Below are 23,320 nucleotides of genomic sequence, written 5' to 3' on the forward strand. Positions count from 1 at the left end.
GGCGACGATCATGCCTGGTCGGAAGGCGAAGCGGAGCCGTGGTTCCGATTCTGCGACCGTGCGACGTGGGTCACCCCGCCCTGGTGCGCGAGCGGCTTCGCTGGCAGGGTAGGAACGTTCTCAGGCCAGAGAAGGGGGATGCTGTGGCGATGAGGTCAAGTGGGCTGGCGCGCGGGCTGGCTGTGGTTCTTGCGGGAGCGCTCGTGCTCGCGGCGTGCACCGGGGACGACTACGTGCTGCCGACCGACTCGGCGACGATCCCCGCGCCCGATCGCGAGGCCCGTGAGCATGCGGCCGACGGCGTGCACGTGAACAACCCGTTCGCGGGCGCCACCATGTACGTCAACAGCATGTGGTCGGACCAGGTGCAGGGGACCGCGAACGCGACGTCGGACTCCGACCTTGCCGACGCGATGATCCAGGTGTCCTCCCAGCCGACGGGCGTGTGGATGGACAGGATCTCCGCGATCGAGGGCAATGCCGACGGTCCCGGACTTCGCTTCCACCTTGACGACGCGCTGGCCCAGCGGGACGGCGACACCCCCATCACCGTGACCGTCGTGGTCTACGACCTGCCGGGGCGGGACTGCTTCGCGCTCGCGTCGAACGGCGAGCTTCCCGCCACGGACGAGGGGCTGGAGCGGTATCAGAGCGAGTACATCGACGTGCTCGCCTCGATTTTCGCCGAGCCCCAGTACGAGGGGCTTCGCATCGTCACCGTGATCGAGCCCGACTCGCTGCCGAACCTGGTGACCAACGCGTCGGCCCCGAATTGTCAGGCCGCCGACCCGTACTACCGGGCCGGCGTGGCCTACGCGCTCGACGCGTTCGCCGCGATCCCGAACGTCTACGCCTACCTTGACGCCGCGCACTCGGGATGGCTGGGCTGGGATACGAACTCGGGGCCGTCGGTGCAGCTGTTCGCGGACGTGGTGCGGTCCACGGAGGCCGGCTTCGACTCGGTCGACGGGTTCGTCACCAACACCGCCAACTACACCCCCACCGAGGAGGTGTACCTGCCGAACGCGTCGCTGCAGGTGGGCGGCCCGGAGATCCGATCGGGCAGCTTCTACGAGTGGAACCGCGACTTCGACGAGGCCGACTGGACCGCCGACCTGTACTCGCGGGCCGTGGGTGCAGGGTTCCCCGACACGATCGGCATGATCATCGACACGTCTCGGAACGGCTGGGGTGGGGACGCGCGGCCGACGGCGGTGGTCGACGCCTCCTCCGCCGACGCCTACGTCTCATCGAACAAGCTGGACCAACGCACCCACCGCGGGGCGTGGTGCAACCAGTCGGGTGCGGGACTCGGGCTGCGGCCGCAGGCCCTGCCCTCCGGCTACCCCGACTCGCACCTCGACGCGTACCTGTGGGTCAAGCCGCCGGGCGAGTCCGACGGGTCCGCCAGCGAGATCCCCAACGACGAGGGCAAGAGCTTCGACCCGATGTGTGACCCCTCGTATGTGAGCGACCGGCTCGCAGGCCAGGCGACGGGTGCGCTCGCCGACGCGCCGCTCTCGGGCAAGTGGTTCGCGTCGCAGTTCACCGAGCTGGTCGCGAACGCGTACCCGGCCGTGGGGGAGGAGAACCCGCCGGCGCGGGAGGACGCTTCGGCGATGCTGCCCGTGGGCGAGGTGGCTGCCGGTTCCGGTGGGGACGGGTCGGGCGGCTCGGCCGATGCGGGCTCTGGTGGCGCTTCGGGTGGCGGTGGCGCCGGTGGGTCGGGCTCGGGTGGGTCCGGTGGGGCCGACGGTGGTGTGGGCTCGGGTCAGGTGCTCGCCGAGTTCGAGGGCGAGCAGTGCTCGGTCGTGGCAGTCTCGCCCAACCAGTGGGACGGCGGCTTCCAGGCCGACGTGACGGTGACCGCCAAGCAGCCCATGAACGGATGGACGGTCACGTTGGTGCTTCCCGCCGGATCTTCGACCGACGGACTGTGGAACGGCGACGCCTCCGGCACGAGCGGGACCGTGACCGTGCGCGACGCGGGCTGGAACGGCGCCCTAGCCGTCGGTGCGACCGGTGCATTTGGGTTCACGGCGAGCGGGTCGCCGTCGGGGCTTGCCGTGACGGGGTGCGCGCGGGGCTAGCGGCCGGACTGTGTGAGCGCGGCTGCGAGGGCGTCGAGCGTCTCGCTGGTGCCCGCGTCGATCTTGACGGCGGCGCGTCGGTCGCCCTTGGTGGGTCCGCGGTTGATGATCACGATGGGCACACCTCGCCGATGTGCGCGCTCCACGAGGCGGACGCCCGAGTTGACGGCGAGCGAGGAGCCGGCGACGAGTAGCGCGTCGGCTTCGTCCACGATGGCCTCGGCGGCGTAGGTCTGGGGCTTGGGCACGTACTCGCCGAAGAAGACGACGTCGGGCTTGAGGGTGCCGCCGCAGACCGTGCAGTCGGGGACGGTGAGGGTCTGCCAGGTGCTGGGGAGCACGTCGCCGTCGGGGCCGAGCTCGACCTCCTCGGGGACCGCGAGGACGGGGTTGTCGCGCTCGAGGCGCTCGGCGATGTCGTGTCGCGAGAACTGCGTGCCGCAGACGAGGCAGGTGACGGTGCGCATGTTGCCGTGCAGCTCGACGACGCGCTGCGATCCGGCGCGCAGGTGAAGGCCGTCAACGTTCTGCGTCACGAGGCCGGTGACGATGCTGGCATCTTCGAGCGCGGCGAGGGCGGCGTGTCCGGGGTTGGGCTGCGTGGCGGCGAACGCCTTCCAGCCAAGGTGCGATCCGACCCAGTAGCGGCGGCGCATCGCCTCATCGCCGACGAAGTCGTGCACGGTCATGGGGGTTCGTCGTGGCGAGTTGGCGCCGCGATAGTCGGGGATGCCCGAGTCAGTGGAGAGCCCGGCGCCCGTGAGCGCGGCGATGGTGCGTTCGGCGAGGAGGTCGAGAGCGCGCGCGAGGGCTTCCGTCTGCTCGGGGAGCTCGGTGTCCTCGATCGTCACGCGCCACCTCCGGGGTCATGGGCTGGTCCATTGATGGTCGCATGCCTAGGAAGTAAAGCGTGTCGCGTGATCCCTAGGACCACTTCCACGTGGTGGAACGCCGCGCGATCTCGTAGATTCCCTCAACCTCATCGGGGGAGAGGACCGCAGGTCGCTTCTTGAACCAGCGGGGGAGATCCATCCTGTCGAGCACCATGACGTCTTCTGGCATCTGCCTGTAGGTGACCTCCGGGATGAATGAGCCCGTGAGCACGACGACGCAAGAGCGGACTGACACCTCGCGGCCTAAACCCCGACTGTCACCAGTTCGTTCACCACGCCCAAACGGGGGGCAGGACACGTCGATATCGACGAAGACGATGCCCCTCACGACTAGCCTCCTACGTTGCTTCATGAGCGGCGCTGCAGCGATGCGCGAGATTGACGACTGGCGGCCCGTGAGCGAGAGGCAGGGCGGATCCCGCACCGCGTTGCGGGGCGTGACGTTCGCCCCCACTTGCGGCTGTTCCCAGACGGACCGATCACGCCTGATCGTAGATCCACCATACCCACGTCGCAAGCATGCGAAAGCCGTAAGACACCTGATAATGTGCCCTTCGAAAGACTGGATCGACACAACGCGTAGGACCCTACTGTTGCTCATGACCTATCGAGGATTCGCGAGCACACCGGCTTGGCAATCCATGCGGCCAGAACGAGCATGCGCAAGCCCAGCTGAAGCCGTAGGTCCAGGAGGGTGCAAACCGTGTCAGCGGTATGCGAGAGAATCAGACCCGTGACCGCGGATCTGGAACCCACGCTGGATTGGCTGCGGTCAATTCCCGGCTCACCGCTGTCCGAAAAGTTGGTGCCAGGCGCATCCGCCGATGAGCGACGGATGCTCGCCGCACTCGGCGGCCTGGTCTCGTCGATTGTCCCCCCACGTGATCGGCAGAAGTGGCCCCCAGATGTCACGGCCTGGCTGGAAGCAGGCCCCCGCGCTGACGATGGCGTGCGCGACGCGACACTCGAAGCAATACGCGAGGATCCCGACCAAGCCCTCGCATCGCTTTATGCACTACTTGTCTCGGGCAAGAACCGTCGACCACTCGGAACATTCTTCACGCCGCGTACAGAGGCAGACCTCATGCTGCAGATGTGGGTCGAGAACGAGCCCACCCCTCATTCCGTCGTGGACGTCGGAGCGGGCGTGGGGGTCTTCACTGCACTCGCGGCGACACAGTGGCCCCAAGCGCAGGTCTTCGCGGTTGACATCAACCCAGTGACGCTCGGCCTCCTGGCGCTTCGTTCGTGGATCGCAGGGATGGAACTTCGTGACACCGATGCGCGGGGACCAGGGATACGTACCGTTCGTGCTGACTACACCAGGTGGATTGGCAACCTCCCGAAGACCCCTGGGCCGCGCCTCATTCTCGGAAATCCGCCGTACACGCGAGCACAACTACTTTCGGCTGAGGACCGCGAGCGGCTGACGCGCGACGCCGAGGGGCTGTGCGGCTCTCGTGCAAGTTTGTCGGCGCTGATTACCGCCATTTCGATAAAGCATCTGGCGGCCGACGACGGCTTGTGCCTGTTGCTCCCGGCACAGTGGTTGGAGTCGCAGTACGCGGCAAGACTCCGAGCCCGCCTCTCGCAGCTCAATCGCCGGCGGATCGAACTGTGCCTCATCGACGGGAGGCTATTCGCCGACGCGCAGGTCGACGCCGTAGTACTGCAGGTCGGTCCTGAACGAGCCAGCGAGTCGGAGTTTCTTGTCTCAACATGGACCAGAGATGACCCTGCCCCGACGCGGGCTCCGGTCGACCGCTCGATTCTGGCCGATGCGATCTCGTGGCGTGGGCTGTTCGCTTCAGTTGCAGAGGAGAGTCCTCAGCCCACCGAGATCGCCGCCGTCCCTGCGGTGAATCCAACGCCAACTGGAGACACCGGCACTCCACTATCGAACTTCTGTAAGCTGCGGCGCGGCACAGCTACGGGTGCAAACGACTTCTTCGTGCTATCAGAGGAGGAAGTCGCGCTCCACGACATCCACGACTGGACAGTCCCACTTGTGCGAAGGCTCTTCAAGTTCACCGATGAGGTAACGACCAACAGCCTGCCTGCCCTCGGGGACGCCGAGAAGCGTTGGCTCCTCGTGGCGCAGGAAAAGGACCGGCAACAGGGCCGGACGCTCGACAGGTACCTCTCGCAGGGGGAGGACGCCGGAGTCGACCAGACCTATCTGTGTCGGACGAGGCCAGGCAAATGGTTTGACCTCGGCCACGACCTCGTAGTTCCGGATGTCATCATTGGCCCAATGACACGCGGACGCGTGCGGTTTGTCGTGAACGAGGCCGCGGCAGCCATCGTGAACAACCTCTACGGCTGGACATGGCACGAGGGTGTGTCGGATGAGGATCGTCTTGCGATCCTTGAGTGGTTGAGGAGTCCTGACGGGCAACAGGCGATCGATGCGGCAGCGCGCACGCAAGGAATCGGACTCAAGAAGCTGGAGCCAAAGGCGCTCGCGAAGCTGCCGATCCCTCTCGCGATCGCTCGCTCGCCTTACCTCGAATTGTGAGTTCTACACGCAAGACGGCGTGCCTTCTATGAGCATCGAACACGGCACGCGGACCAGAGCCTCAGTCCAGCGGCCTCGGTGGTCCTGAGGGAGGTACGGGGCGAGGGCGCTCGCGCGGCACCACCCAACTATGTCGATTAGTTCCCCACGCCGCTCGCACGCTACCAGCGCCCATTCGGAGGGGTTCCGGCAGCCCACGTCGTACTCATTCCTCGACAGGTAGAACTGAAACACGCCACCCGAGACCTGAGACGTAGTCTTGACTTCGAGGCGTCGAGCGGTTCCCCGGAGCGTTGGCGCGGCGATGTCATACCCCAGGGTGTCGTCAAAAAGACTGACCTGGATGATCTCAGCCTGGAGGTCAGGACGCCCGACCACCAGGAGTTCAGCGCGGCAGGCTGCTACCACCGCAGCCTCACCCGCAGAACCCAGTAGCGCGCGATCGGATTGCTGCTCCTTCACTTGCAGGAGCCGACGAAGTTCGCGAAGGGCGCTGGCGTCATCGAGGGCCACCAACGCCGACAGTTCGCTCGTTCCCCGGACACCAGCTGCGCCGGCAAAAGCAAGCTCTGCGTCGACAAGCAGCGCAAGGCCCACGCGAAGATCCTCGGCTCGGTGCTCACCCTGACTGATGACAAGCGGAAGACTGAGCTCAAGCGAGGCGGCATCACTTCCAGCGGGGTTCAGAATCCTCGCGACCCGGATCGCTGCAGACAGCTGATGATCACTCAGCGAGTTCATCATGGGGACCTCGGCGAGCTCGCTGCCGGAGATGTTCCATCACTTCCGCCAGATCGAGCATGTCGTCAATTACATCTCCCGTATCGTCGTCATCAGGCAACGCCATCTGTGTGAGAGCGGGGTCGTTGAGCATGAGCGCGAGACGTCGAGTCTTGTCTTCGACGCGCGAGTTCACGCGGTCGTCGATTGTGCTGGAAGCGGTGAGTATTGTGACGCGTGTTTCGGTGTCTTCCGGCAATCCAAGGCGGTGGATACGATCGAGCGACTGCAGGTACTGGCCCGCGTTGAAGGTTCGATCGATGTAAATGGCGTCGTGGCACCAGTGGTGGAGGCTGATCCCTTCGGACATGGCAGCAGGGTTCGCCAAGAGCACCCAACACTCGGGATCGTTGCGGAAGCGGTCAATCTCTCGCTCTCGGGTTCTGACCCCTGGCTCCGCGTCGTCGCTGCTCGGAATTGCGCCATACACAAGCGCTGGGCTTAGGCCGGCCAGCATCATTTCGAGGTCCAGCAGATTGTCCGGGAAGTTAGACCAGACGAGAGTCTTGCGACCAAGTCTGACATTGTTCTCAACGATGCGAAGTGCGCGTTCAAACTTGGCAGGAACCTCGTGGTCTGCATATCGGTCGATCATCCCCGCAACTCGCGAACCAGCAGGAATCGCGAGCGACGGGTAGCGGTACTCGCGCGGCACGCCGGAGTTGGCTGCGAGCAGACGCGGGCTACATGCCGCCTGCAGCAGGTACATCGTCACCTCGCCCATCTGCGACAACATAGCTGCGTCTCGTCGGCCGAGGTCGAGGCTGCCGACGTACCGGTTGACGAGTGCATCGTAGATTTGCTGTTGGAGTCCCCCCATAGGCACTGGTTCGAGAACGATTCGGGGGTCGCGGAGTCCCAACTCGTTCTTCGTTGTCCGCACGTACAACGGGGCGACTGCTCCGTTGAGCCCATGCATGTCTGCATCGCTCGGGTCAGAGCGCAGTGCCGCAGGCGGCACTGCGCGACGGACGATGCCGCCTGGCCATGCGATGTCGAGAACTGCAAGAAGGTCACGCGGCTGGTTGGGAGCCGGAGTGCCCGTAAGGACGTCTCGCCGAGACGCGAATGGTGCGATCGACAGGATCGCGCGCCCCCACTCGCCTGCCGCCCCGCGCTTGGCTCGGTGAGCCTCGTCGACCACCAAGTGGGTACGGTGCCGGAGCATCATCGCCAGCAGAAGCGACGCTGATGCCGTGACCCTCTGGTAGTTGACCAGAATCACGTCAGTGTCCGGCAACGCGCCACCTCGCCACCGGCCCACTGAGAGCGGTGGATCCAGCACAGTCTCTGCGTCCTCTTCCCATGCGTTGAAGGCCGAGAGGGGCGCGATGACAAGTAGTTTCGTCGCGCGCCCCTCCCGCCTTTCACGTGCGTGGAGCGCATAGGTCACAGTGGTCTTTCCTGCGCCCGGCACTGAGAAGTTTGCGCCGTGATCAAGTTGCGCAAGACGCTCGAAGTCTCGAATCTGGAACTGTCTGAGATTGCGTACAACCTGCCGTCCCGGGTCGTGATCGTCGACCCCCACTTCGGTTTGGTCGGAGCGCTCGCTGAACGCAGCTGCGAACCCACGCTGATCGCTGATACTTCGCGCGAGCAACGCTCGCACTGCCTCGTCCGCCGCGAGGCCGACTCCGAGTTCAGCCAGAAGTCCGCGCAGGGCGATCCTCTCGCGAAGCAGCCGTGCAGGCTCCACGCGAAGCGAAGCACCCGATGCAGGCGTGGTGTCCGCCAGCAGCAGTGCAATGCGGTACCAGCGTTCGCGGTCAAGCTCGCTCGCGGTCGCCATGACGAACCCGCCCGCGGGTTCGAGTCTGAGCGAGAGCGCGGGGGTGTCAGTCATCCGACGAGGGAGCCGAAGGTGCCGACTCAGCGGCCTCGGACACCTTGTCGAGGAGACTCGCGATCTCCTCGATCAACAACACCACAGCTTCTCGGTGGGGGGCGAACTCGTCTAGCTCGCCCACCTCATCGAGGCCGTCGAGCGCCTCGCGAAGACCATCTCGCGCCTGGGAAAGAGCATAAGTCGGGCGTTGTAGTTTGCTCCCCGCTAGCGCGCGCTGCTTCGAGGCTGCGAGACCCCGCGAGACGCTCGCGTGTAAGGCATCGCGCACATCCGCGACAGGCGTGGACCCTCCATCACCGAGTGAGACATGCTCAGCATCGGGCCGAGTGGCGGCGACTGCTATATTTAGCAGGCCTTTCACTGCCACAACCTCGGAATTGACGGGCCCGTTCGCCTCATCGCCGAGCAGGTCTAGGCCCTCTGGGATGTCGCCCGCGGACGCGGCTTCGGCTACCGGCGAGGCTGCAACGGAGGCGATCGCGGCTCCGATGCCACCGGCTTCGACGAGATCTTCCATCACGTCGCTCTCGACCCACTCGCCGTAGGCGTGCCTCAACTTGTGCACCGAGTCATAGCCGAGCACGTAAGCGATGAGCCAGCTTGCGATCGCAACGTCGCCAGACGGGCGTCCATCCTTCTGGTCTACCTCGCGCACCTTTCGCAGGAGTTCGATCCAGTTCTGGGTCTGGTCCTTCTCCGTGATGAACTCCGTCAGGGGCAGCACCGGATCCGTCAACCGCCGAGCACGTTCCATCAGATCGAGGACAGCCCGCATGTCGGTCACGCGCTGTGCTCGCATTCTCAGGTGCCGCGCGATCGCCGCGTCGGTAAGGCCTGCGTCCTCGTGGAGCTTCTTCAGCATCATGAGTTCGCTGACGAGGTTGTAACTGTCCTTGTGCTCCACCTGCTTCTGAAGAACGCTCTCCAGTTCCAGCTCCTGCGGCTCAATAATGTCAGCAGGAAGTACAGCGACGCGCAGAGTTGAATTCGTGATCTTTCCCTCGGCACGGAGTTCCCGAAGGAGAACACATCGTGTGTTCCCGTTGATCAGCTTTCCTTTGCGCGTGATGAGGCCTGGCTGATCCTGACCGTCGATCAGGCTTGCCTTGAGGTCTTCCGCGTACCGGTGCGCCTTCCGAACAAGCTCCGCGACGACGTTCTGCGCGGCGCTGGAGTAGGGGTCGGTCTTCACGATCGAGGCCTGCGCATGCTCGGCGAGCGCTGGCGCGATCCGGAAGCTGTCGGGGTTCAACGTCGGAAGGTCTAGCGGCACCTCGACGACCTCAAGAAGTGTACTCGCTCCCCGGAGGGGGACCCTCATCGTGTCGCGTGCGCCGGCCTGCGCCTGATACTGCGCAAGAGCCTGCGTTATCGTCTGCTCTCTGTTTGCATCAGTCATCGGAATTCCTGCCTTCCCCCAGTTTGGTGTCCAGAACGAACATATATCCAACGTCTGACAGAGCCCCGGAGCATTGCCTGCGTGGCTGAATTCAGGCCTGCACCAGGTGAGAGGCTCTGCAATAGCCGACGGTCACATTGGCGCCTAACCGCTGACAAGCCGTGGCGATTCGCACCGGGTTCCCCAGTTCGACTCAGTAATGTGGGCATCAGTTCCCCCGCGGCGAGCAAGACATCGAGGAGCACCCAAGTGCCACAACTGTCACCCGACCTCCGTGATCTAGCTGCGCACCTCGCTGCCGGGCCAGCATTCCTGATCCTCGGTGGCGACGGCGCAACAACACTGGAGAAGGAGGCCCGTTCGTACGCGTGGAACGGCGTCTACACCTCGGCTACGGATCGCGCCGTCGAAGATGCCTTTCGGACAGACTCGCGCGCAACGTCATCGCTCGGAGCGATGGGTCGGGCTCCTTCGCGAAGCAAGACGGACCTTGAGGTGCGCTACCTGTTCGGTGGCCATCACCTTCCAGAGTCCGAGCGGCCGCCGCAGACGCCTGCCGAAGAGGCAACGGCGCGACTGCTGAGCAACCAGGAACTCGCACGACTAGCAACGGAGACTGTGACGCCGCGAGGCACGGTGTTGGTCGAAGGGTGGAAGCCTGGCGGCGTCCTCGACCCAATCGATCTAGTTCCCGCTCTCGCATCGCTCGGGAGTGGACAAGCACACCTATTCTCGGCTGAGCCGTGGGCAGACCACGCGCTGGTCCGGTCATTTGCTGATAGCGGCCAACTGGTCCTGCATCAAGAGTCGCTCAGTTCAGCTATTCGGAAGATCGTGGAGGCGGGCGCTTCGCGGGATGCGGTCGACGCCTCCACGGCAGCATCCCAGCACGTGATCGCGCTCGACGATGGCTACGCGGACGTCGACATCCACACGTGGAATCAGATCCGAAGGTCTGCTCGCCCAGTCGACCTTGCACTTCTCACTCCTCCAGTATTCAGTTCCGGCGCTGCCCGCTACCAGGAGTTCAGGAACTTCATCGGAGCGACCGAGGGGGTGCCCCGCTGGCGGGGCATCGCAGCAGGCATGAACCTCAAGCGCGACTACGAGGCGGACCTCCTCGGCAAGGTCCGTTCTGAGTTGCACGACCGGGACTTGCCCTCTCCGATCGTGCTCGCCGGTCAGACTGCTACAGGCAAGACGACCGCCCTTGCTGCACTCGCGATGGAGTTGTCTCGCAGCGGCGAAGCGGCTGTACTTCACCAATCGAGGCGCAGCGTCCGTCCTTCCGTTGACGATGTCGAGATGTACGCGGCGTGGGCGCAGGAACACGGCGCGAAGGCAACCGTATTCGTGTGGGACGGAATGCTGGAGGCGGACGAATACGAGGGGTTCTCCAGGCAGCTGCACGCGCGCGGGCGTCGCGTTCTCGTTGTCGGATCTTCCTACCGGCAGAAGAGTCACTCATCCTTTGTCGTTGGCGCGCCTGCTGCGTTGAGCGATGGAGAGACCGAGAGGATGCTCGCACTACTTGCCAGCCTAGGGATCGAGGTGAGGCAACCGAGCCGCGCGCTCGACATCAGCTTCCTCGCCTTCCTCTACCGCACGTTGCCTGACACTGAACGCCAGCTCCGGACTGGTCTCGCCAGCGAAATGCGCTCCGCAGAGCGGGGGATGGCACGACTCGCTCGGCAGCGCGGCGAGCAGGCGACATCTGATCAGCGCCTGACGGCAATGCAGGCCGCGTTCCTCGAAGCGGGCGTGTCACTGGAGGATCTATTGCCCTCCACAGACGAGGACGAAACCCTCGCTGATCAGAGTTTTGCGAATCGTGCCCCGATCCGACGGGTGACAACACTGGTTCTCGTGGCCGGCCGACACGGAATTCCCGTGCCGATCGATCTCGCACTTCGCATACTTGGCCGGGAAGGGTTTCAGAGCGTAAGGGATGCCCTGAGTTCCTCAGACATCGTCCGCGAGATCGAAGAGGACGACGGAGACTACTACCTCGCCACGCGTTCCCACCTGGAAGCCGAGTTGCTTGCCCAGCATGAGATTCCGCTCGACGTAGAGATCGACGTCGTCATCGAGGTCATCCAGAATGTACGGGTCTCGGAGGGGTTCACAGGCGGGCCTGACGAGGTCGAGTTCCTCGTCAAGCTTCTCGAACGGGTTGGACCGAACTCGGAAAGGAAGGCGAGGTACGAGAAGTACTTCGGAGATGTCTCGGACGCGATCCGGCAGCGGCGAATGGACCTCGGGCGGATCCACCCGAGGCTTGCGCTTCAGGAATCCGACTTCGCACGACACTACGTACAGTGGCAACAGCGGGCTGGCCAGGGATCTCTGGAGGAGCGCGTCGCGAGCCTTGAATACAACCGCGAACTGCTTGATGAGGTTCTCGCAGACCAGTCCACGCGCGGGCTGCTTCGACTGTCCTTGTCCGTCGAACTCGCATCAACGCTCGGCGCGATCATTCACGAGTTCTCGGAGGAAGGCGCTAGCGAGTCTACTCTGAGCATGGCCGCACGCCTGGACGACGTGCTGAAGGCCGTTCTCGACGCGCGCGCGGTTGATGCTGGAAACACCTACCCCGTCGATGTCTTGGCTTGGGCAACACGCGACGCAGTCCAAGCCGGCGTACTCACGCCGGAAGAACGAGTTGATCGGATGGCGAGCGCCATCGCAGCGATCGAGTCGCTCGACCGTAGCTCTCTCAGCACGAACCAACTGGCTGAAATAGACAGACGAGCACACATGCTCAACAAGTTGCTTGGAAACGACTCGGCTGCTTGGGAGTATCTCCAGAGCCTCGAACGAAATACCGATCCAGCGGCAGCCTACTTCCTTGCCCAATTTGCGGCATCGGAGGGACCCGCCGGAGAAGCCGAGGCGCTTGGTTTTCTCCGGACCGCGCCACCGAGTACGAGACGGGACTGGCGTTGCGCGCAGCTCCTGATCGACCTCACGTGGAAGGACATTACTGGTAGCCGTTTGCTGTCCGGAGAGCGGATGCCTCTGTACCTCTCGCCGCAAGCGATTGGAAGAGTCACGCAAATGGGTGCAGATCTCGATGGCGCTGACCTACCGGACGCGTACCGCTTGCAGTTCATCCGCGCGATCGCGGCGTTCGTGAGCGAGGAGTTCGGAGAGTCGCGTCGGCTATTCAACCAGGTCCAAGACAACACCCGGCAACTCGCGAGGCGGCTCCACACCGTGTACCTCATCGCGGGCGAGTCGGGACAACCGACGGTCTTCACGGGTCGGGTGGAAACCGCAGATTCGCGCTATGGCCAACTCTGGGTCAATGAATTGGCTACGAGGGTTCGCTTCGAGCCGAGACTCTTCAACGCCTCGGGTACATTCGCGCGCAATCAGCAGTTGGGCGGGTTCCACGTAGGTTTCAAGCTCGCGAGCGGCCCCGTAGCTGAACCGCGCAAGATGTACCGAGACGCGCACAGAGCATGAGTAACCCACTCCTCGACATCGAACGTGCGCGTCGAACGGCCACCGGTACCGGGTTCTCGTTCGATCGTGTGCCGAGCCTCGATCCCACGTGCGATTCGCAACATGAGTTCAATGATCTGGTTTCCAGTTACTACGTATTCTTCCGTGAACACCTAGGACCGGACGTTCGCTTCCTTCGCGGAGTCAGCGACACCCAAGCGATACGCGAATTCGATGGGCTTATCAACGGTCTGCGCACAGCTGCTCAGCACGCCGCCGACGAGCGCGCCCGTCGAACCGCTCAGAGGTTTCTGGATGCTCACGCGGGCTGGCCAGATCGCGCTCAGGCGCTGGCAGGCCGACTGAACGAGGCACTCGCGAGCCTCGCCCGCATCGCCGTAACGGCCATGAGGAGCCACGAACTCTCGAAGCAATGGACAGCCAACGCTGCGCTCAACCTGTCGACGATCTTCGATGCCGTTTCAGCGGATCTCGGGCTCAGTTTCCGTGCAGGTCAGAAGGGGTACATGATCCGTCAGTTGGAAGGCAGGGTCAAGTTTGAGCGACTCTCAGGAGAAATTTCCGAGATTGCCAAGGATTACTGCATGCAGGAAATCGTTTCTACCCACGATCCGTTGCCTGTGCCGTACTACGAAGTTCTAGACGCGCTGCGACTGATCGGCAGTCCTTACGCGCAAGCAGCGGTCTTGATTGCCTATTCAGTCGCGGCAGCGGCACCACAACTCCATGGCGATGAGTTCCTGGAACGTGTACAAGCAGCGTGGATAGCCACCACGGCATAGGGCCTACTGATCGAGTTGTGTGGGGTTGGGCTTAACCAGTCTCGTCGCACTACCCGATACGCACACCAACTGGCACCAACTACGTCGTCTTGACCCAGTGACATGAGGACGGGATCGTTGCGTGACTTCAAGTCGGCTGTGTACCGAAGGCCAACATCTGCCGCGAAGCGCGGGGCTGGTTTCGCACAGGTTGTCCGGTCGGCTCCCTCGGCTCTCAGTTCCCGGGGAACCCCTCAGCGAGTGCGAGACGTGTGAGCGTCGCAACAGGAACACTGATATTGCCTACGGCCGCGATCGCGACACGACTCTCTCGGTCCGATGCCAACATGTCGAGGACGTAGGTCGGTATCACTTCGCGCCGCGCGAGCCACTCCCGCACTTCCGGGTCGGGGTCTTCTGCGAGCCGCCGAAGGGTGCTGATGGGTGCTGCCGGGTTGAGCGCCACGTGGATTCGGGCGATACGGTCGGAATCACGCGCCAGCGCGTCGATAATCTCCGCTGGCATTGAAGGGTTCGCACCAAGTGCTGCGCGAACGCTCCCAGTTTCCTCCCGCCAAAAGTCCATCAGGACATCGATCGGTGTCGATGGATTGGCGGCAATGAAACTGGAGTACCAAGAGGTATCTTGGGCCGCAAGATCGCGAAGCGCCAACGGGGGGGTCGAGGGATTCCTTGCCGCTTTCCAGGCGGGTTGCTCCCGCGCACGCATGTCTGGCTCTCCCAGTTGGCTGAGAAAATCGGCTAGAGCGCTGCCGGGCGTGGCGGTGTTCTCTGCCGCTGCAGCCTGGACCGCAGGGCGTCCGTCCTGCAAGAGCTTCGCTAGGACCTCGGGCGGGGTCCGAGGTGCGGCGGCCGCGACCCTCCTAATATCCGGCGATTCGTTGGTGGCGAACATCACAAGGATCTCGACCGGCGAACTTGGGTTGCGGGCAAGCGCAAGCCACGGGTGGCTACCGAGGTCCATGCTCAAGTTTTCGAGGTGGCGAAGCGACGCCCACGACCCGCTCTTGAAGTTCATGAGCGTCTCAGCAAGGTCCAACAATGTGCCTGGGGACGTGTTGGGGTTCTCAATGAGAGCTGCGCGCACATTGCCGCTGGGATCCGATTCGAGTGTCCTGAGAGTCTCGGAGGATGTGTTGGCGTTTGACGCTACCCGGGCCCGAATATCGTCGTCAGCGTCGCTCGCGAGTCGCGCGAGAAGGGCTTGCGGTGCACTTGGGTTCGAGGCGATGGGGCGCAGGTTCTCTGCCTCCATTGCGAACGCCTCCAGGTCACTCTGGAGCATCCCCGGATGCGAGCGCGCGATCGATCGCGTCATGAAGTCCGGATCTCTGCCGAGCAACCTGATCACGCCGGGCGGGGTCGACGAGTTTCCAGCAACGTCACATCGAACGTCGTCCGAGGGGTCGGTCGCGAGCCATTCGAGGATTGCGGAGGGAGTGTTGGGATGTTCCGCCAGCGCCTCGCGCATGCTCTTCATCGTGCACTCTCTCCTTCGCTGGAACGCGAACCCGATCCCACGTGTACGCCTCATCGGCAACCTACTCGATCGCACCGCTGAACAACCGACTCGACATCGTCAAGCGCAGGATCTCTAGTGCCGCCCAGACGCGAGGGTGCCGTCCGGGCTCCGCGCGGCTATGACCTACAGCCAGACGATCCGCAACGCTTGGCCGATTCTGTGGCACCGTTCTCGCCGCGAGTTGCGTCGCGCCGTGCTCAGTACGTCACCAACGGTGAGCTGGCGACCAGATCGCCAACCGCCGCAAGCTCACCACGAGCCAGTCGTGCCTCTTCACGACTTCGCTCGGAGCCGCTACCACAGCGCTTCCCTCGCCGGCGAGTCGGGCAGGCGGTGTCGGCGCGACAGCAGAGCCAGCCGACCGAGTCCACGCCAGCGGCCACTCAGGATAAGAAAATTAGGCTAGTTCAACCTATTGGTGCGAACACCCAGTCGAGTTCGAACGCCTTCTCGCGCCACCAGTCCAGGTCAGCCTTGGTGATCATCTTCGTCTCTCTTTAGTCAGGCACGGCCCACGAAGTCCGGGCCCGAGGATTGTCGCGAGGTCGTGTGACACGCATGGGAACGTCTCTAACAGTCCGTCGGCGAGCGCGACTGCGCGGGAGCACTTCTGGTCATTGGCTCCCGCCGTTACTCTCCCTCCTCCCAAGGCACCCCATACACGTCCGTCTCCGTTCCGTTCCCTTGGATCGCGTTCATGACGTACTCGTCGTCGTAGGGGTAGGCGACCCACGAGTTCGTGATCATGCCTTCGTCGTCGTAGGTGTCGACCGCGATTCCGATGAGTGCGAACGGGTGGCCGCCGCCGTTGGTGCCGTGCCAGATCCATAGGCTTCCGGACTCGGAACCGTCCGCGTCGACCCACTGCTGAACGGTGTCGATCTCTGCGTCGGCTTCGCCGAACAGGGTGTAGAACCAGGCGCTTCTGATGCCGACGGCGCCGAACACGTCGTCGTCCATCTTGGCGTCGTCTGTCGCGTAGGTGGCGAGCAGGTCGGCGACTTGGGCGGGTGTGCCATACGAGTCGTGGTTGGCGAGGATCTCCTCCACGGCGGCCTTGTTCTCCATCGTGAGCGCGTATCGCCCGTCGATCGCGTCGATCTGCGCCTGCAGCGCGTCCCTCTCGGCGGTCACGTCTGCGAGCTGCTGTTCCAGGTCTGCCGAGCCGGAACTGCATCCCGCGAGCAGTACTGCCGCCATCAGGGCGACCGGTGCTGCCTTCTTTCCTCCAGCCATGACGCACCTCCATTCCTAGCCACGGTCCGGAGGTGTCCGGCTTCACGGGCGGAAGGGGCTTGCTCTCAAGCGTCTTGGCTTGCCTTTTCAGCGTATGCCCGGCGCCCGTGGCCTGCTGGGTACTTGAGTCCAAGGTCCTCGAGGCGGTCAGCTGTCGTGCAGATCGGTGGCGCCCGGCCGGGGCACGGCTCGCCCGCGGGGACTCAGCCGTGCTGGTGGTGGGCGCTATCGGCGTCGTCGTGCTGAGAGTCCTCGCCCGTACCGTCGTCCGGGTGCGTCCGCAGGTACCAGCCCTCCAATGCGAAGACCACGACCACGGCTCCCACGCCTGCGACGACGAGCCACGGCTGTTCCGCTCCGCGTGCGATGAGAAATGCGGAGAGCACTCCCACGTCGGCGATGATCGCCGCCACGAGCACCCAGGCCTTCGCGTCGACGTCCTTGCGGATGCGGGTGAGGACGCCCCATTGGATGACGACGTCCATCACCAGGTAGAAGAGGATCCCGACGGCGGCGATCTGCGACAGGTCCAGCGTCACCGCGAGCACCGCCGCCACGACGCCCAGGTAGACGAGCAGGTGCTGGCGCACCGAGCCCGGCATGCCGAAGTGCGCGTGGGGGATCATCTCCATGTCGGTGACCATGGTCAGCATTCGCGACACCGCGAACATCGACGCGACAAGTCCAGTGAGGCACGCGACTACAGCGACCACGACGGTCGCGATCACTCCGAACTCGCCCAGTGCGGGCCGGGACGCCTCCGCGAGCGAGTAGTCCTGCGCCTCGACGATCTCCTCGACCGTCAGCGACCAGCCGGTGCCCGTGCCGACCACGAGGTACACGCCCGCGCAGATGGTCAGCGAGATCACGATGGCGCGGCCGATGTTGCGGCCCGGATCCTTGAGCTCAGCGCCGTCGTTCGTGATCGTGGTGAAGCCCTTGTAGGCAAGCACGCCCAGCCCCGTGGCGGCCGCGAACCCCAGGATGCTCGAGCCTGCCGTGAGGCCCTCGGAGCCGGCCTCGTAGCTGCCGCCCGACGCTGCGACAGCCGCGATCGAGAGCAGCCCCAGACCGCCGATCTTGATGATCGCGCCGCCGGTCTGGAACCAGCCGATGTTCTCATTTGTGGCCAGGTTGATCGCCACCGCCACGACGACGGCGACCAGCGCCAACCCGGACACCAGCCAGCGCGAGCCCCACCCGAACGGCTCCAACAAGTACGTGCCGAACGTGCGGGCCATCAGCGTCTGGTTCAGCACCATCGACAACGCCATCAGCATCGCGCTGCCCGCGGTGACAGCCGAACGTCCGTATGCCTGGTGGAGGATCATCGCGACACCACCTGACGAGGGATCCTTGCGGCTCACCTTGATGTACGCGTACGAGCCCAGCCCTGCCACGAGCGCTGCCGCGACGAGCGCCAGGGGGAACAGCGGGCCAGCGAGGTCCGCCACCTGCCCTGTCAGGGCGAAGATCCCCGCCCCAACCATGACGCCGGTGCCCATGGCGACCGCGCCGCGCAGCGACAGCGAGCCTTCGCGATAGTTCGAGTCAGCCATCAGTTCAGCCTCTCAGCTTTGTACCGTCATGGCGCAACTCCGGACTTGCCCCGGGGGCCTCCGTGGGGTTATGCCTTGTTCCGGCACGCTTTTACCTGGAACAATGCGCTGGAGCAGACGTCGTTTCGCGACGTGCTGCATGGTGCGAGTGACCCGGGTTCAAGGGGGAGAAATGGCGGACGCGACGAGGTCGAGCAGTGGTCAGAAGTGGGTGGCAATCACTGCTCTAGCTACGGTCGTGCTCGCGCTTCTGGCCTTTCTCCAATGGGGGTGGCCAAGGAATGCTGCTTCGGCTGGCAGCCCAGAGACGGTGGTGACGGTCACCGCGACTCCGCCTGATGTGGTTTCGGTCGAATCCTCTGAGCCCCAAGCGACACAGGTGGCCGAGCCGGCCACACGGGCCAGCGACGCTGTTCCCGCACTGTATCCATTGGCTCTTGCAGATCTCGATAGCGACAACTTCATCGAGCATCCGTACCGTGTGAGCGGGAGCGCGGCCACGATTGCCGGAACCGAGTACCCCGCGAGTTACTCGTGGCAGTTCTACAACTGCGGCGGTTGCACGGCAATCACGGAGTTCAAGGTCCCCGCGGGCTACGCAACGTTGTCCGGTGTTGTTGGGCTGACTGACGACAGTCGTCACGACGACGTGATCGATGGCTCGATCTACGTGGCGATCTACGGCGGGGCCGGCAACACAGTTCTTCCCCGAACTCGAATCGAGTATCCCGACTCGATCCCAGTCTCTATCGACCTTGAAGACAACTTTCGGCTCCGTATCGAAGTGACTGAAGGCGATAACTATGAGGTGCCTTGCCTATGTGGCTTCACTTTCGAGCCTTGAGTTCGGCTGCCACCGAGGAAGATCGCGGCGACCCGCCCCCGCGACGAGGCGTCGGTTCGTGCGTCACACTGCTCCGGTAGTCTCGCTCGCAGCAGCGTCGGCACCGTCCGACGCGCGGCCCGTCAGGGGGTGGCGGTGCCAGAACTGATCTAAGGGAAACAGCATGTCCGACCAGACTCCGGCCAATTGGGTCACCGACCCGACCGACCCGACCGGCGCCCGCCGCCGCTACTGGGACGGGTCCCAGTGGACCGACTGGGTGATGCTCCCCGGTCAGGAGCAGCCGACCCAGTTGTCAGTCGCCGACGCGCAGGCCGCAGCGGCCAACCACGCGGCCGCGCCGCAGGCCACGACCCCGGACCCGGCTGCCGCGCAGCCCGCCGACGCGCACATGCAGTCCTCTCCCACCGAGCGCATCGAGTACACCTCGACGCCCGACGCGCAGTCGATCCCATACACGACGGTTCCCGACTCCACCATGAGCCAGTCAGGCTATGCGGCCCAGCCGGCGGAGCCGAAGAAGAGCCGCACCGGCCTGATCCTCGGCATCGTGGGTGGCGTGGTCGCACTGCTGATCCTCGGCGGGGTGCTCGCCGGCATCGCAGCGAACCGTGCGACCAGCGCCCTCGAGGACGCCGCGCAGGAGGTCGTTGACGAGTGGGAGGACGCCGTCGACGACCTCGCCACGGCCGAGCCCTTCCAGACCGAGGACTCCACCACCGAGGAAGAGCCCGCGGACGACTCGGACGACTCCAACGCGCCCGCCGACGGCACCGTGGTCAGCCCGCAGGAGGTGGCAGCGATGTCCCGCGGCGACTACACCGCCTACGCCGCCTCGGTGCAGACCGCCATGTCCGAGCAGGAGTGGGACGGCATGTTCTACCTCGTCGACGGCGACACGGCTGGCGACCTGTACGTCGGCATGCTCAACACGATCGGCAGTGACTCCTTCACCGACGACGAGGCGCTCGACCTCGCCTACGCCGCATGCCAGGGGATGACCGACGAGACGATGGCCGACGCCACCACCTACGGCGAGTTCATCAACGACGTGCTCACCGACCAGGGCTACGACATCTTTGAGGACGTGGACGCGCTCATGGCGACCTCGTTCGCATACGTGCTCTGCCCGGAGTGGACGGACACGATCCTCGACATGGGCAACCTCTAATCGGTCCCTGGCAGAAGCGCTGACTAGGCACGGGAGAGATGGCGACGCAGACAGCAATGCCGTTGATCCTCGGCCTGGTGGTCGCGCTCGCGCTCATCGTCGCGGCGATCCCGCTGCGACGCGTGAGGCGCTCGCTCGGCGTCGGGTCGGCCGCGATCGGCGGCCTGATGCTCGGCGTGCTCGGCACGGTCGCGATCATCCCGCTGTTCCTGCCGTCGACGGGCGCGATCTGGGCAAACGGCCTGTCCGACGACGACGCCGGCTTCCGGGCCGAGGTGCCGCACAGCCGCTACTCGGTTGCGGGCGACAACTACTACTTCCGCTACTCGGGCACCTTTGACGAGCTCACGGGTGATCTCGCTGAGACGTATCCCGAAGGTGGCGTGGGTGACGACGGCGTGTGGCGTGTGCGGCTGGACGACGTGACGTACCGCGTCGCGCCGGAGGCCGAGTACGGACCTGATGTGTTCGGCCTGGAGGCGCAGATCGCGCACGCGAGCGATGGCGGCGATTCTGACGCGGTGCGGATCCCGTTCCCGGTCCACGAGTTCGGTGCGTCGAACCTGTTCTGGGAGTACCCGGTGACCGTCGAGTGGAGCGTCGAGCAGTGGGAAGCGTTCTACGGCGCGCCCGCGACGGTGGCGGAGGGGCTGCCTGCGTTCGTGATCCCGACGGATGGCGACGGCTCCGCGATCGTGGTGGTGGACGGGTCGTCGGCGACGGTGTCCCGCGACTGACCAGAACTAGCCGTCAAGGCAGGTGCCGTTGAGGTCGCAGTCGACGAGCGCGCTGTGGGGCGAGCGGACGGTGAGCGTCACCGGGTTCGACGTCGTGGTGAGGGTGCCGTCGATGTCGACCCAGCTGCCACCGTTGACGGAGTATGAGCCGGCCCAGGTGGTCTGAAGCGTGAGGTCGACGGCGCCGTCGACGTAGAGGTACGTGTGGCTGATCGTGTCGTCGGGGTATGGCTTGCCTGGGTCAGCGGTGGTGGTCGTCTCGCCGTCACCCCAGTTCCACGTGAACGTGGACGGTGTGGCGCGGATCCGGACGGGCGTGCCGAGGAGCACCTCTTCGATGACGACGGGTGTGGGGTCGACGAACGCGATCGTGGGGACTGTTGAGTACACCCAGTCCTGATCGGGCTGGATGGTGAGGTCGGGTACGCCGGGCTTCAGCTGCGCCCACTCGGTCCGGACCTGCTGCGCGATCGTCGCGGTCTGCGGAGTGATGGGGGAGCACATGACCCAGTCGATGACTTCCCAATCGCTCCACGGATCGGTCGCCGAGGTACGTGTGCGCTGAAGGGTGGTCAGGCTCTCGGTGGTGTCGTCAGGGCAGCCGAGGTACACGGGTGCGACCTTGGTGCAGCCAACGTGGCGTTGATCCTCTGGGATGCTCGACGCACAGGACACGACGGTGACCTGGCTGAGCGGTGCGGCGTCCTTGCGGGAAGTCTGCGCATCCGTTTGTGCTTCTTTCGGTTTGCCGCCGCTCAAGCCGGCTTCAAACTGCGAGTTCTGTTCGTCTGCGTGCGATTTGATGCGGTCTTCGTCTGAGGTGCCTCCTGCGCCGGCAGGCGCAGCGACCGCAAGAACTAGGACGAGAGCCGAGGCGATTGATCTGGTGATCACTCGCGCTCCACGCCTGAGCCGTTCACCATCCAATGGCCGTCGCGATAGACGAGCTGCATCGTCCACGCGACCTTGCCCTCTTCCGATGCGACGTGCTCTGTCCCGGACGCGTCGGTGACGGTCACCTCGTTCAAGAGGCCATGGATGCCCACGTAGGCGTAGCCGTCTCCGGGCATGTTGTGCTCGGTCTGGTCGGCGGCTATCTCGATCTGCCCGCCGCTTGTCTGCTCGCCAGCGGCAAGCGAAGCCTCAATGTCGCCGGCCTGGCCCGCGCAGTACTCGCACTCGTCTGTGCCGAGCGCCCGAATGATGCTCGTGTCCCCAGACGAGTAGGCCCTTCCCAGCTCCTCAAGGAAGAACGCAGCAGTCGTCGCCGCACCCGTCACGTTCTCGAACGTCGCCCCCTCCGGCAGCAGTGCCAGCAGCTCCTCATCGCTCAGCTCACCCGCCGCCTCGGCACTCGGCGTCGCCGACCCGCTCGGCTCCGCACTCGGCGACGCAATCACCTTGCTCGTCGGTGTCTCTGTCACGATCGCCGCGCCGTCGGTGATGCAGCCTGCGAGCAAGATGGCGCCGCATGCGATGAGGCTTGCTGGTCCGAGTAGTGCCCTCGTCATGCGGCGACACTAACTGCGCGGCCGACAACCCTGTCGGCCACCCGACCCATCTGGGGAAAACGGAGCCCTATCCGTCGACTGGGAGCGGCGAGAGCAGGCAGTCCTGGAACTGTGCGGCGCTGGTGTCGAAGGGGTGCTCGTCGTTGGCGGCGTCGTCGGCGTAGTCCTCGCCGCTGTACCCGGTCTCGACGAGTCCGGCGCGCACTAGGCAGGCGGCCATGATGTCGGTCTCGTCTTCGTGGTCGGGGTTCCGCTCGACTCGGTAGTACAGGTAGTAGACGTCGGCGGCCTCGTCGCCCCAGGCGGCCTGGTGGCAGGCGGAGACGATCGCGTAGTGGTCCTCGTTGCTCATCCCCGCGGGCGGTTGCTCGGCGAAGGCGCCGGCGCCGTAGAAGGTGACGTCGGTGAAGCCCTGCTCTGCCAGGCATGTCTGGAGCGCGTCGCGGAGCTCGTCGGCCTCGTCCTCGGTGATCTGGCCGTCCTCGAGGATCTCGCGCTGCAGGTCGGACGTGGACCCCAGGTACGCCTCGGTGAACTCGGCCTCCCACGGCGTCTCGAACTCGGGCACCTCGGCCTCGTCGTCGAGCAGCGAGATCGAGATCCCCGCGACGGATGCGGTCGGCTCCGGAGAGGGAGTGGAGACGTCGGCGCGATCCGAGATGGGCGTCGCGTCGTCGTCAGTGAAGCGGTCCGACGGGGTGGGGGAGACGCTGGTGGCGTCGGGCATGTCGCCTGGTACTGGAGTGCAGCCGACGAGCATGGCCACAACGGCGGCGACGAGCGCCACGGATGTCCTGCGCAATACGTATCCCCCTGGAACGTGTGAGACGTCTGTCAGCCCCCCAGCCGACACGAAGTGTCTACAGTTCAAACGAAGCAGCCGACGGAAAGGTTGCCCCCGAATTGAGAATGTTCCACGGGAGCCGCACGCTCGCCGCCGCCGACGCCGCACGCGAGCCTCCGC

At 64.7% G+C, this 23,320-nt stretch carries 18 protein-coding genes; 7 read left to right on the forward strand and 11 right to left on the reverse strand.

Going from position 1 to position 23,320, the window contains the following annotated elements; translation table 11 throughout:
* Positions 1 to 149: 149 nt before the first annotated feature.
* Positions 150 to 2,090, forward strand: a complete 1,941-nt coding sequence (locus tag QQX04_RS10690; protein WP_301129019.1) for a glycoside hydrolase family 6 protein — start codon at positions 150 to 152, stop codon at positions 2,088 to 2,090.
* On the opposite strand, the gene QQX04_RS10695 is transcribed toward QQX04_RS10690, so the two are convergent.
* The gene (locus QQX04_RS10695; RefSeq protein WP_301129021.1) at positions 2,087 to 2,941 is read right to left on the reverse strand and encodes a Sir2 family NAD-dependent protein deacetylase; all 855 of its coding nucleotides are present in this window, start codon (positions 2,939 to 2,941) and stop codon (positions 2,087 to 2,089) included. The genes QQX04_RS10690 and QQX04_RS10695 overlap by 4 nt on opposite strands.
* 73 nt (positions 2,942 to 3,014) lie before the next feature.
* Entirely contained in the window at positions 3,015 to 3,218 is a 204-nt protein-coding gene (locus QQX04_RS10700) for a hypothetical protein (protein WP_301129027.1), read from the reverse strand.
* A 498-nt stretch (positions 3,219 to 3,716) separates the two neighbouring features.
* On the opposite strand from QQX04_RS10700, the gene QQX04_RS10705 reads away from it, so the two are divergent.
* On the forward strand, positions 3,717 to 5,501 hold the full coding sequence (locus QQX04_RS10705) for a restriction endonuclease subunit S domain-containing protein (protein WP_301129029.1): 1,785 nt from the start codon (positions 3,717 to 3,719) through the stop codon (positions 5,499 to 5,501).
* A 3-nt stretch (positions 5,502 to 5,504) separates the two neighbouring features.
* On the opposite strand, the gene QQX04_RS10710 is transcribed toward QQX04_RS10705, so the two are convergent.
* Genes QQX04_RS10710 through QQX04_RS10720 form a run of 3 tightly spaced genes read right to left on the reverse strand, consistent with a single transcriptional unit; the run spans position 5,505 to position 9,526 of the window.
* On the reverse strand, positions 5,505 to 6,245 hold the full coding sequence (locus tag QQX04_RS10710; protein ID WP_301129031.1) for a protein NO VEIN domain-containing protein: 741 nt from the start codon (positions 6,243 to 6,245) through the stop codon (positions 5,505 to 5,507).
* Positions 6,226 to 8,124 (reverse strand): DEAD/DEAH box helicase, encoded by a 1,899-nt coding sequence (locus QQX04_RS10715; RefSeq protein ID WP_301129033.1) that lies wholly within the window; start codon positions 8,122 to 8,124, stop codon positions 6,226 to 6,228. The genes QQX04_RS10710 and QQX04_RS10715 overlap by 20 nt, the downstream gene beginning before the upstream one ends.
* The gene (locus QQX04_RS10720) at positions 8,117 to 9,526 is read right to left on the reverse strand and encodes a hypothetical protein (protein WP_301129035.1); all 1,410 of its coding nucleotides are present in this window, start codon (positions 9,524 to 9,526) and stop codon (positions 8,117 to 8,119) included. Before QQX04_RS10720 ends, QQX04_RS10715 begins: the two co-directional genes overlap by 8 nt.
* 249 nt (positions 9,527 to 9,775) lie before the next feature.
* Between QQX04_RS10720 and QQX04_RS10725 the strand changes: the two genes are divergently transcribed.
* Both QQX04_RS10725 and QQX04_RS10730 read left to right on the forward strand, forming a co-directional pair.
* A complete protein-coding gene (locus QQX04_RS10725; RefSeq protein WP_301129037.1) occupies positions 9,776 to 12,994 on the forward strand; it encodes a P-loop NTPase in 3,219 nt (1,072 codons plus the stop codon).
* Positions 12,991 to 13,776: a hypothetical protein gene (locus tag QQX04_RS10730; protein ID WP_301129039.1), complete on the forward strand. Its 786-nt coding sequence runs from the start codon at positions 12,991 to 12,993 to the stop codon at positions 13,774 to 13,776. Before QQX04_RS10725 ends, QQX04_RS10730 begins: the two co-directional genes overlap by 4 nt.
* 214 nt (positions 13,777 to 13,990) lie before the next feature.
* On the opposite strand, the gene QQX04_RS10735 is transcribed toward QQX04_RS10730, so the two are convergent.
* The 3 genes from QQX04_RS10735 to QQX04_RS10745 form a co-directional block, all read right to left on the reverse strand.
* Complete coding sequence (locus tag QQX04_RS10735; RefSeq protein WP_301129040.1) at positions 13,991 to 15,256, reverse strand: hypothetical protein; 1,266 nt, start codon at positions 15,254 to 15,256, stop codon at positions 13,991 to 13,993.
* Positions 15,257 to 15,928: 672 nt separating this feature from the next.
* Positions 15,929 to 16,534, reverse strand: a complete 606-nt coding sequence (locus QQX04_RS10740; protein ID WP_301129042.1) for a hypothetical protein — start codon at positions 16,532 to 16,534, stop codon at positions 15,929 to 15,931.
* Positions 16,535 to 16,737: 203 nt separating this feature from the next.
* Positions 16,738 to 18,093, reverse strand: coding sequence for an APC family permease (locus QQX04_RS10745; protein WP_301129044.1), 1,356 nt, complete (start codon positions 18,091 to 18,093; stop codon positions 16,738 to 16,740).
* Between the two features lie 172 nt (positions 18,094 to 18,265).
* Between QQX04_RS10745 and QQX04_RS10750 the strand changes: the two genes are divergently transcribed.
* From QQX04_RS10750 to QQX04_RS10760, 3 genes are all read left to right on the forward strand, one after another.
* Entirely contained in the window at positions 18,266 to 18,937 is a 672-nt protein-coding gene (locus QQX04_RS10750) for a hypothetical protein (RefSeq protein WP_301129046.1), read from the forward strand.
* Between the two features lie 163 nt (positions 18,938 to 19,100).
* The gene (locus QQX04_RS10755) at positions 19,101 to 20,108 is read left to right on the forward strand and encodes a hypothetical protein (RefSeq protein WP_301129048.1); all 1,008 of its coding nucleotides are present in this window, start codon (positions 19,101 to 19,103) and stop codon (positions 20,106 to 20,108) included.
* 38 nt (positions 20,109 to 20,146) lie between these two features.
* The gene (locus QQX04_RS10760; RefSeq protein ID WP_301129050.1) at positions 20,147 to 20,845 is read left to right on the forward strand and encodes a hypothetical protein; all 699 of its coding nucleotides are present in this window, start codon (positions 20,147 to 20,149) and stop codon (positions 20,843 to 20,845) included.
* Positions 20,846 to 20,851: 6 nt separating this feature from the next.
* Here QQX04_RS10760 and QQX04_RS10765 read toward each other — a convergent pair whose 3' ends face one another.
* The 3 genes from QQX04_RS10765 to QQX04_RS10775 form a co-directional block, all read right to left on the reverse strand.
* Positions 20,852 to 21,457, reverse strand: a complete 606-nt coding sequence (locus QQX04_RS10765) for a hypothetical protein (RefSeq protein WP_301129052.1) — start codon at positions 21,455 to 21,457, stop codon at positions 20,852 to 20,854.
* 278 nt (positions 21,458 to 21,735) lie between these two features.
* On the reverse strand, positions 21,736 to 22,356 hold the full coding sequence (locus QQX04_RS10770) for a DUF6318 family protein (protein ID WP_301129054.1): 621 nt from the start codon (positions 22,354 to 22,356) through the stop codon (positions 21,736 to 21,738).
* 67 nt (positions 22,357 to 22,423) lie between these two features.
* Positions 22,424 to 23,143, reverse strand: a complete 720-nt coding sequence (locus QQX04_RS10775; protein WP_301129055.1) for a hypothetical protein — start codon at positions 23,141 to 23,143, stop codon at positions 22,424 to 22,426.
* Positions 23,144 to 23,320 lie beyond the last annotated feature (177 nt).

The sequence above is a fragment of the Demequina zhanjiangensis genome (genome assembly GCF_030418315.1).
Classification (GTDB): Bacteria; Actinomycetota; Actinomycetes; order Actinomycetales; family Demequinaceae; genus Demequina; species Demequina zhanjiangensis.

Bases quoted from the DNA above. Each gene is read 5' to 3' on its own strand.
- QQX04_RS10690 (WP_301129019.1), top strand. From the start codon at position 150: ATGAGGTCAAGTGGGCTGGCGCGCGGGCTGGCTGTGGTTCTTGCGGGA.
- QQX04_RS10710 (WP_301129031.1), bottom strand. From the start codon at position 6,245: ATGATGAACTCGCTGAGTGATCATCAGCTGTCTGCAGCGATCCGGGTC.
- QQX04_RS10715 (WP_301129033.1), bottom strand. From the start codon at position 8,124: ATGACTGACACCCCCGCGCTCTCGCTCAGACTCGAACCCGCGGGCGGG.
- QQX04_RS10720 (WP_301129035.1), bottom strand. From the start codon at position 9,526: ATGACTGATGCAAACAGAGAGCAGACGATAACGCAGGCTCTTGCGCAG.
- QQX04_RS10730 (WP_301129039.1), top strand. From the start codon at position 12,991: ATGAGTAACCCACTCCTCGACATCGAACGTGCGCGTCGAACGGCCACC.
- QQX04_RS10735 (WP_301129040.1), bottom strand. From the start codon at position 15,256: ATGAAGAGCATGCGCGAGGCGCTGGCGGAACATCCCAACACTCCCTCC.
- QQX04_RS10740 (WP_301129042.1), bottom strand. From the start codon at position 16,534: ATGGCTGGAGGAAAGAAGGCAGCACCGGTCGCCCTGATGGCGGCAGTA.
- QQX04_RS10745 (WP_301129044.1), bottom strand. From the start codon at position 18,093: ATGGCTGACTCGAACTATCGCGAAGGCTCGCTGTCGCTGCGCGGCGCG.
- QQX04_RS10750 (WP_301129046.1), top strand. From the start codon at position 18,266: ATGGCGGACGCGACGAGGTCGAGCAGTGGTCAGAAGTGGGTGGCAATC.
- QQX04_RS10755 (WP_301129048.1), top strand. From the start codon at position 19,101: ATGTCCGACCAGACTCCGGCCAATTGGGTCACCGACCCGACCGACCCG.
- QQX04_RS10760 (WP_301129050.1), top strand. From the start codon at position 20,147: ATGGCGACGCAGACAGCAATGCCGTTGATCCTCGGCCTGGTGGTCGCG.
- QQX04_RS10770 (WP_301129054.1), bottom strand. From the start codon at position 22,356: ATGACGAGGGCACTACTCGGACCAGCAAGCCTCATCGCATGCGGCGCC.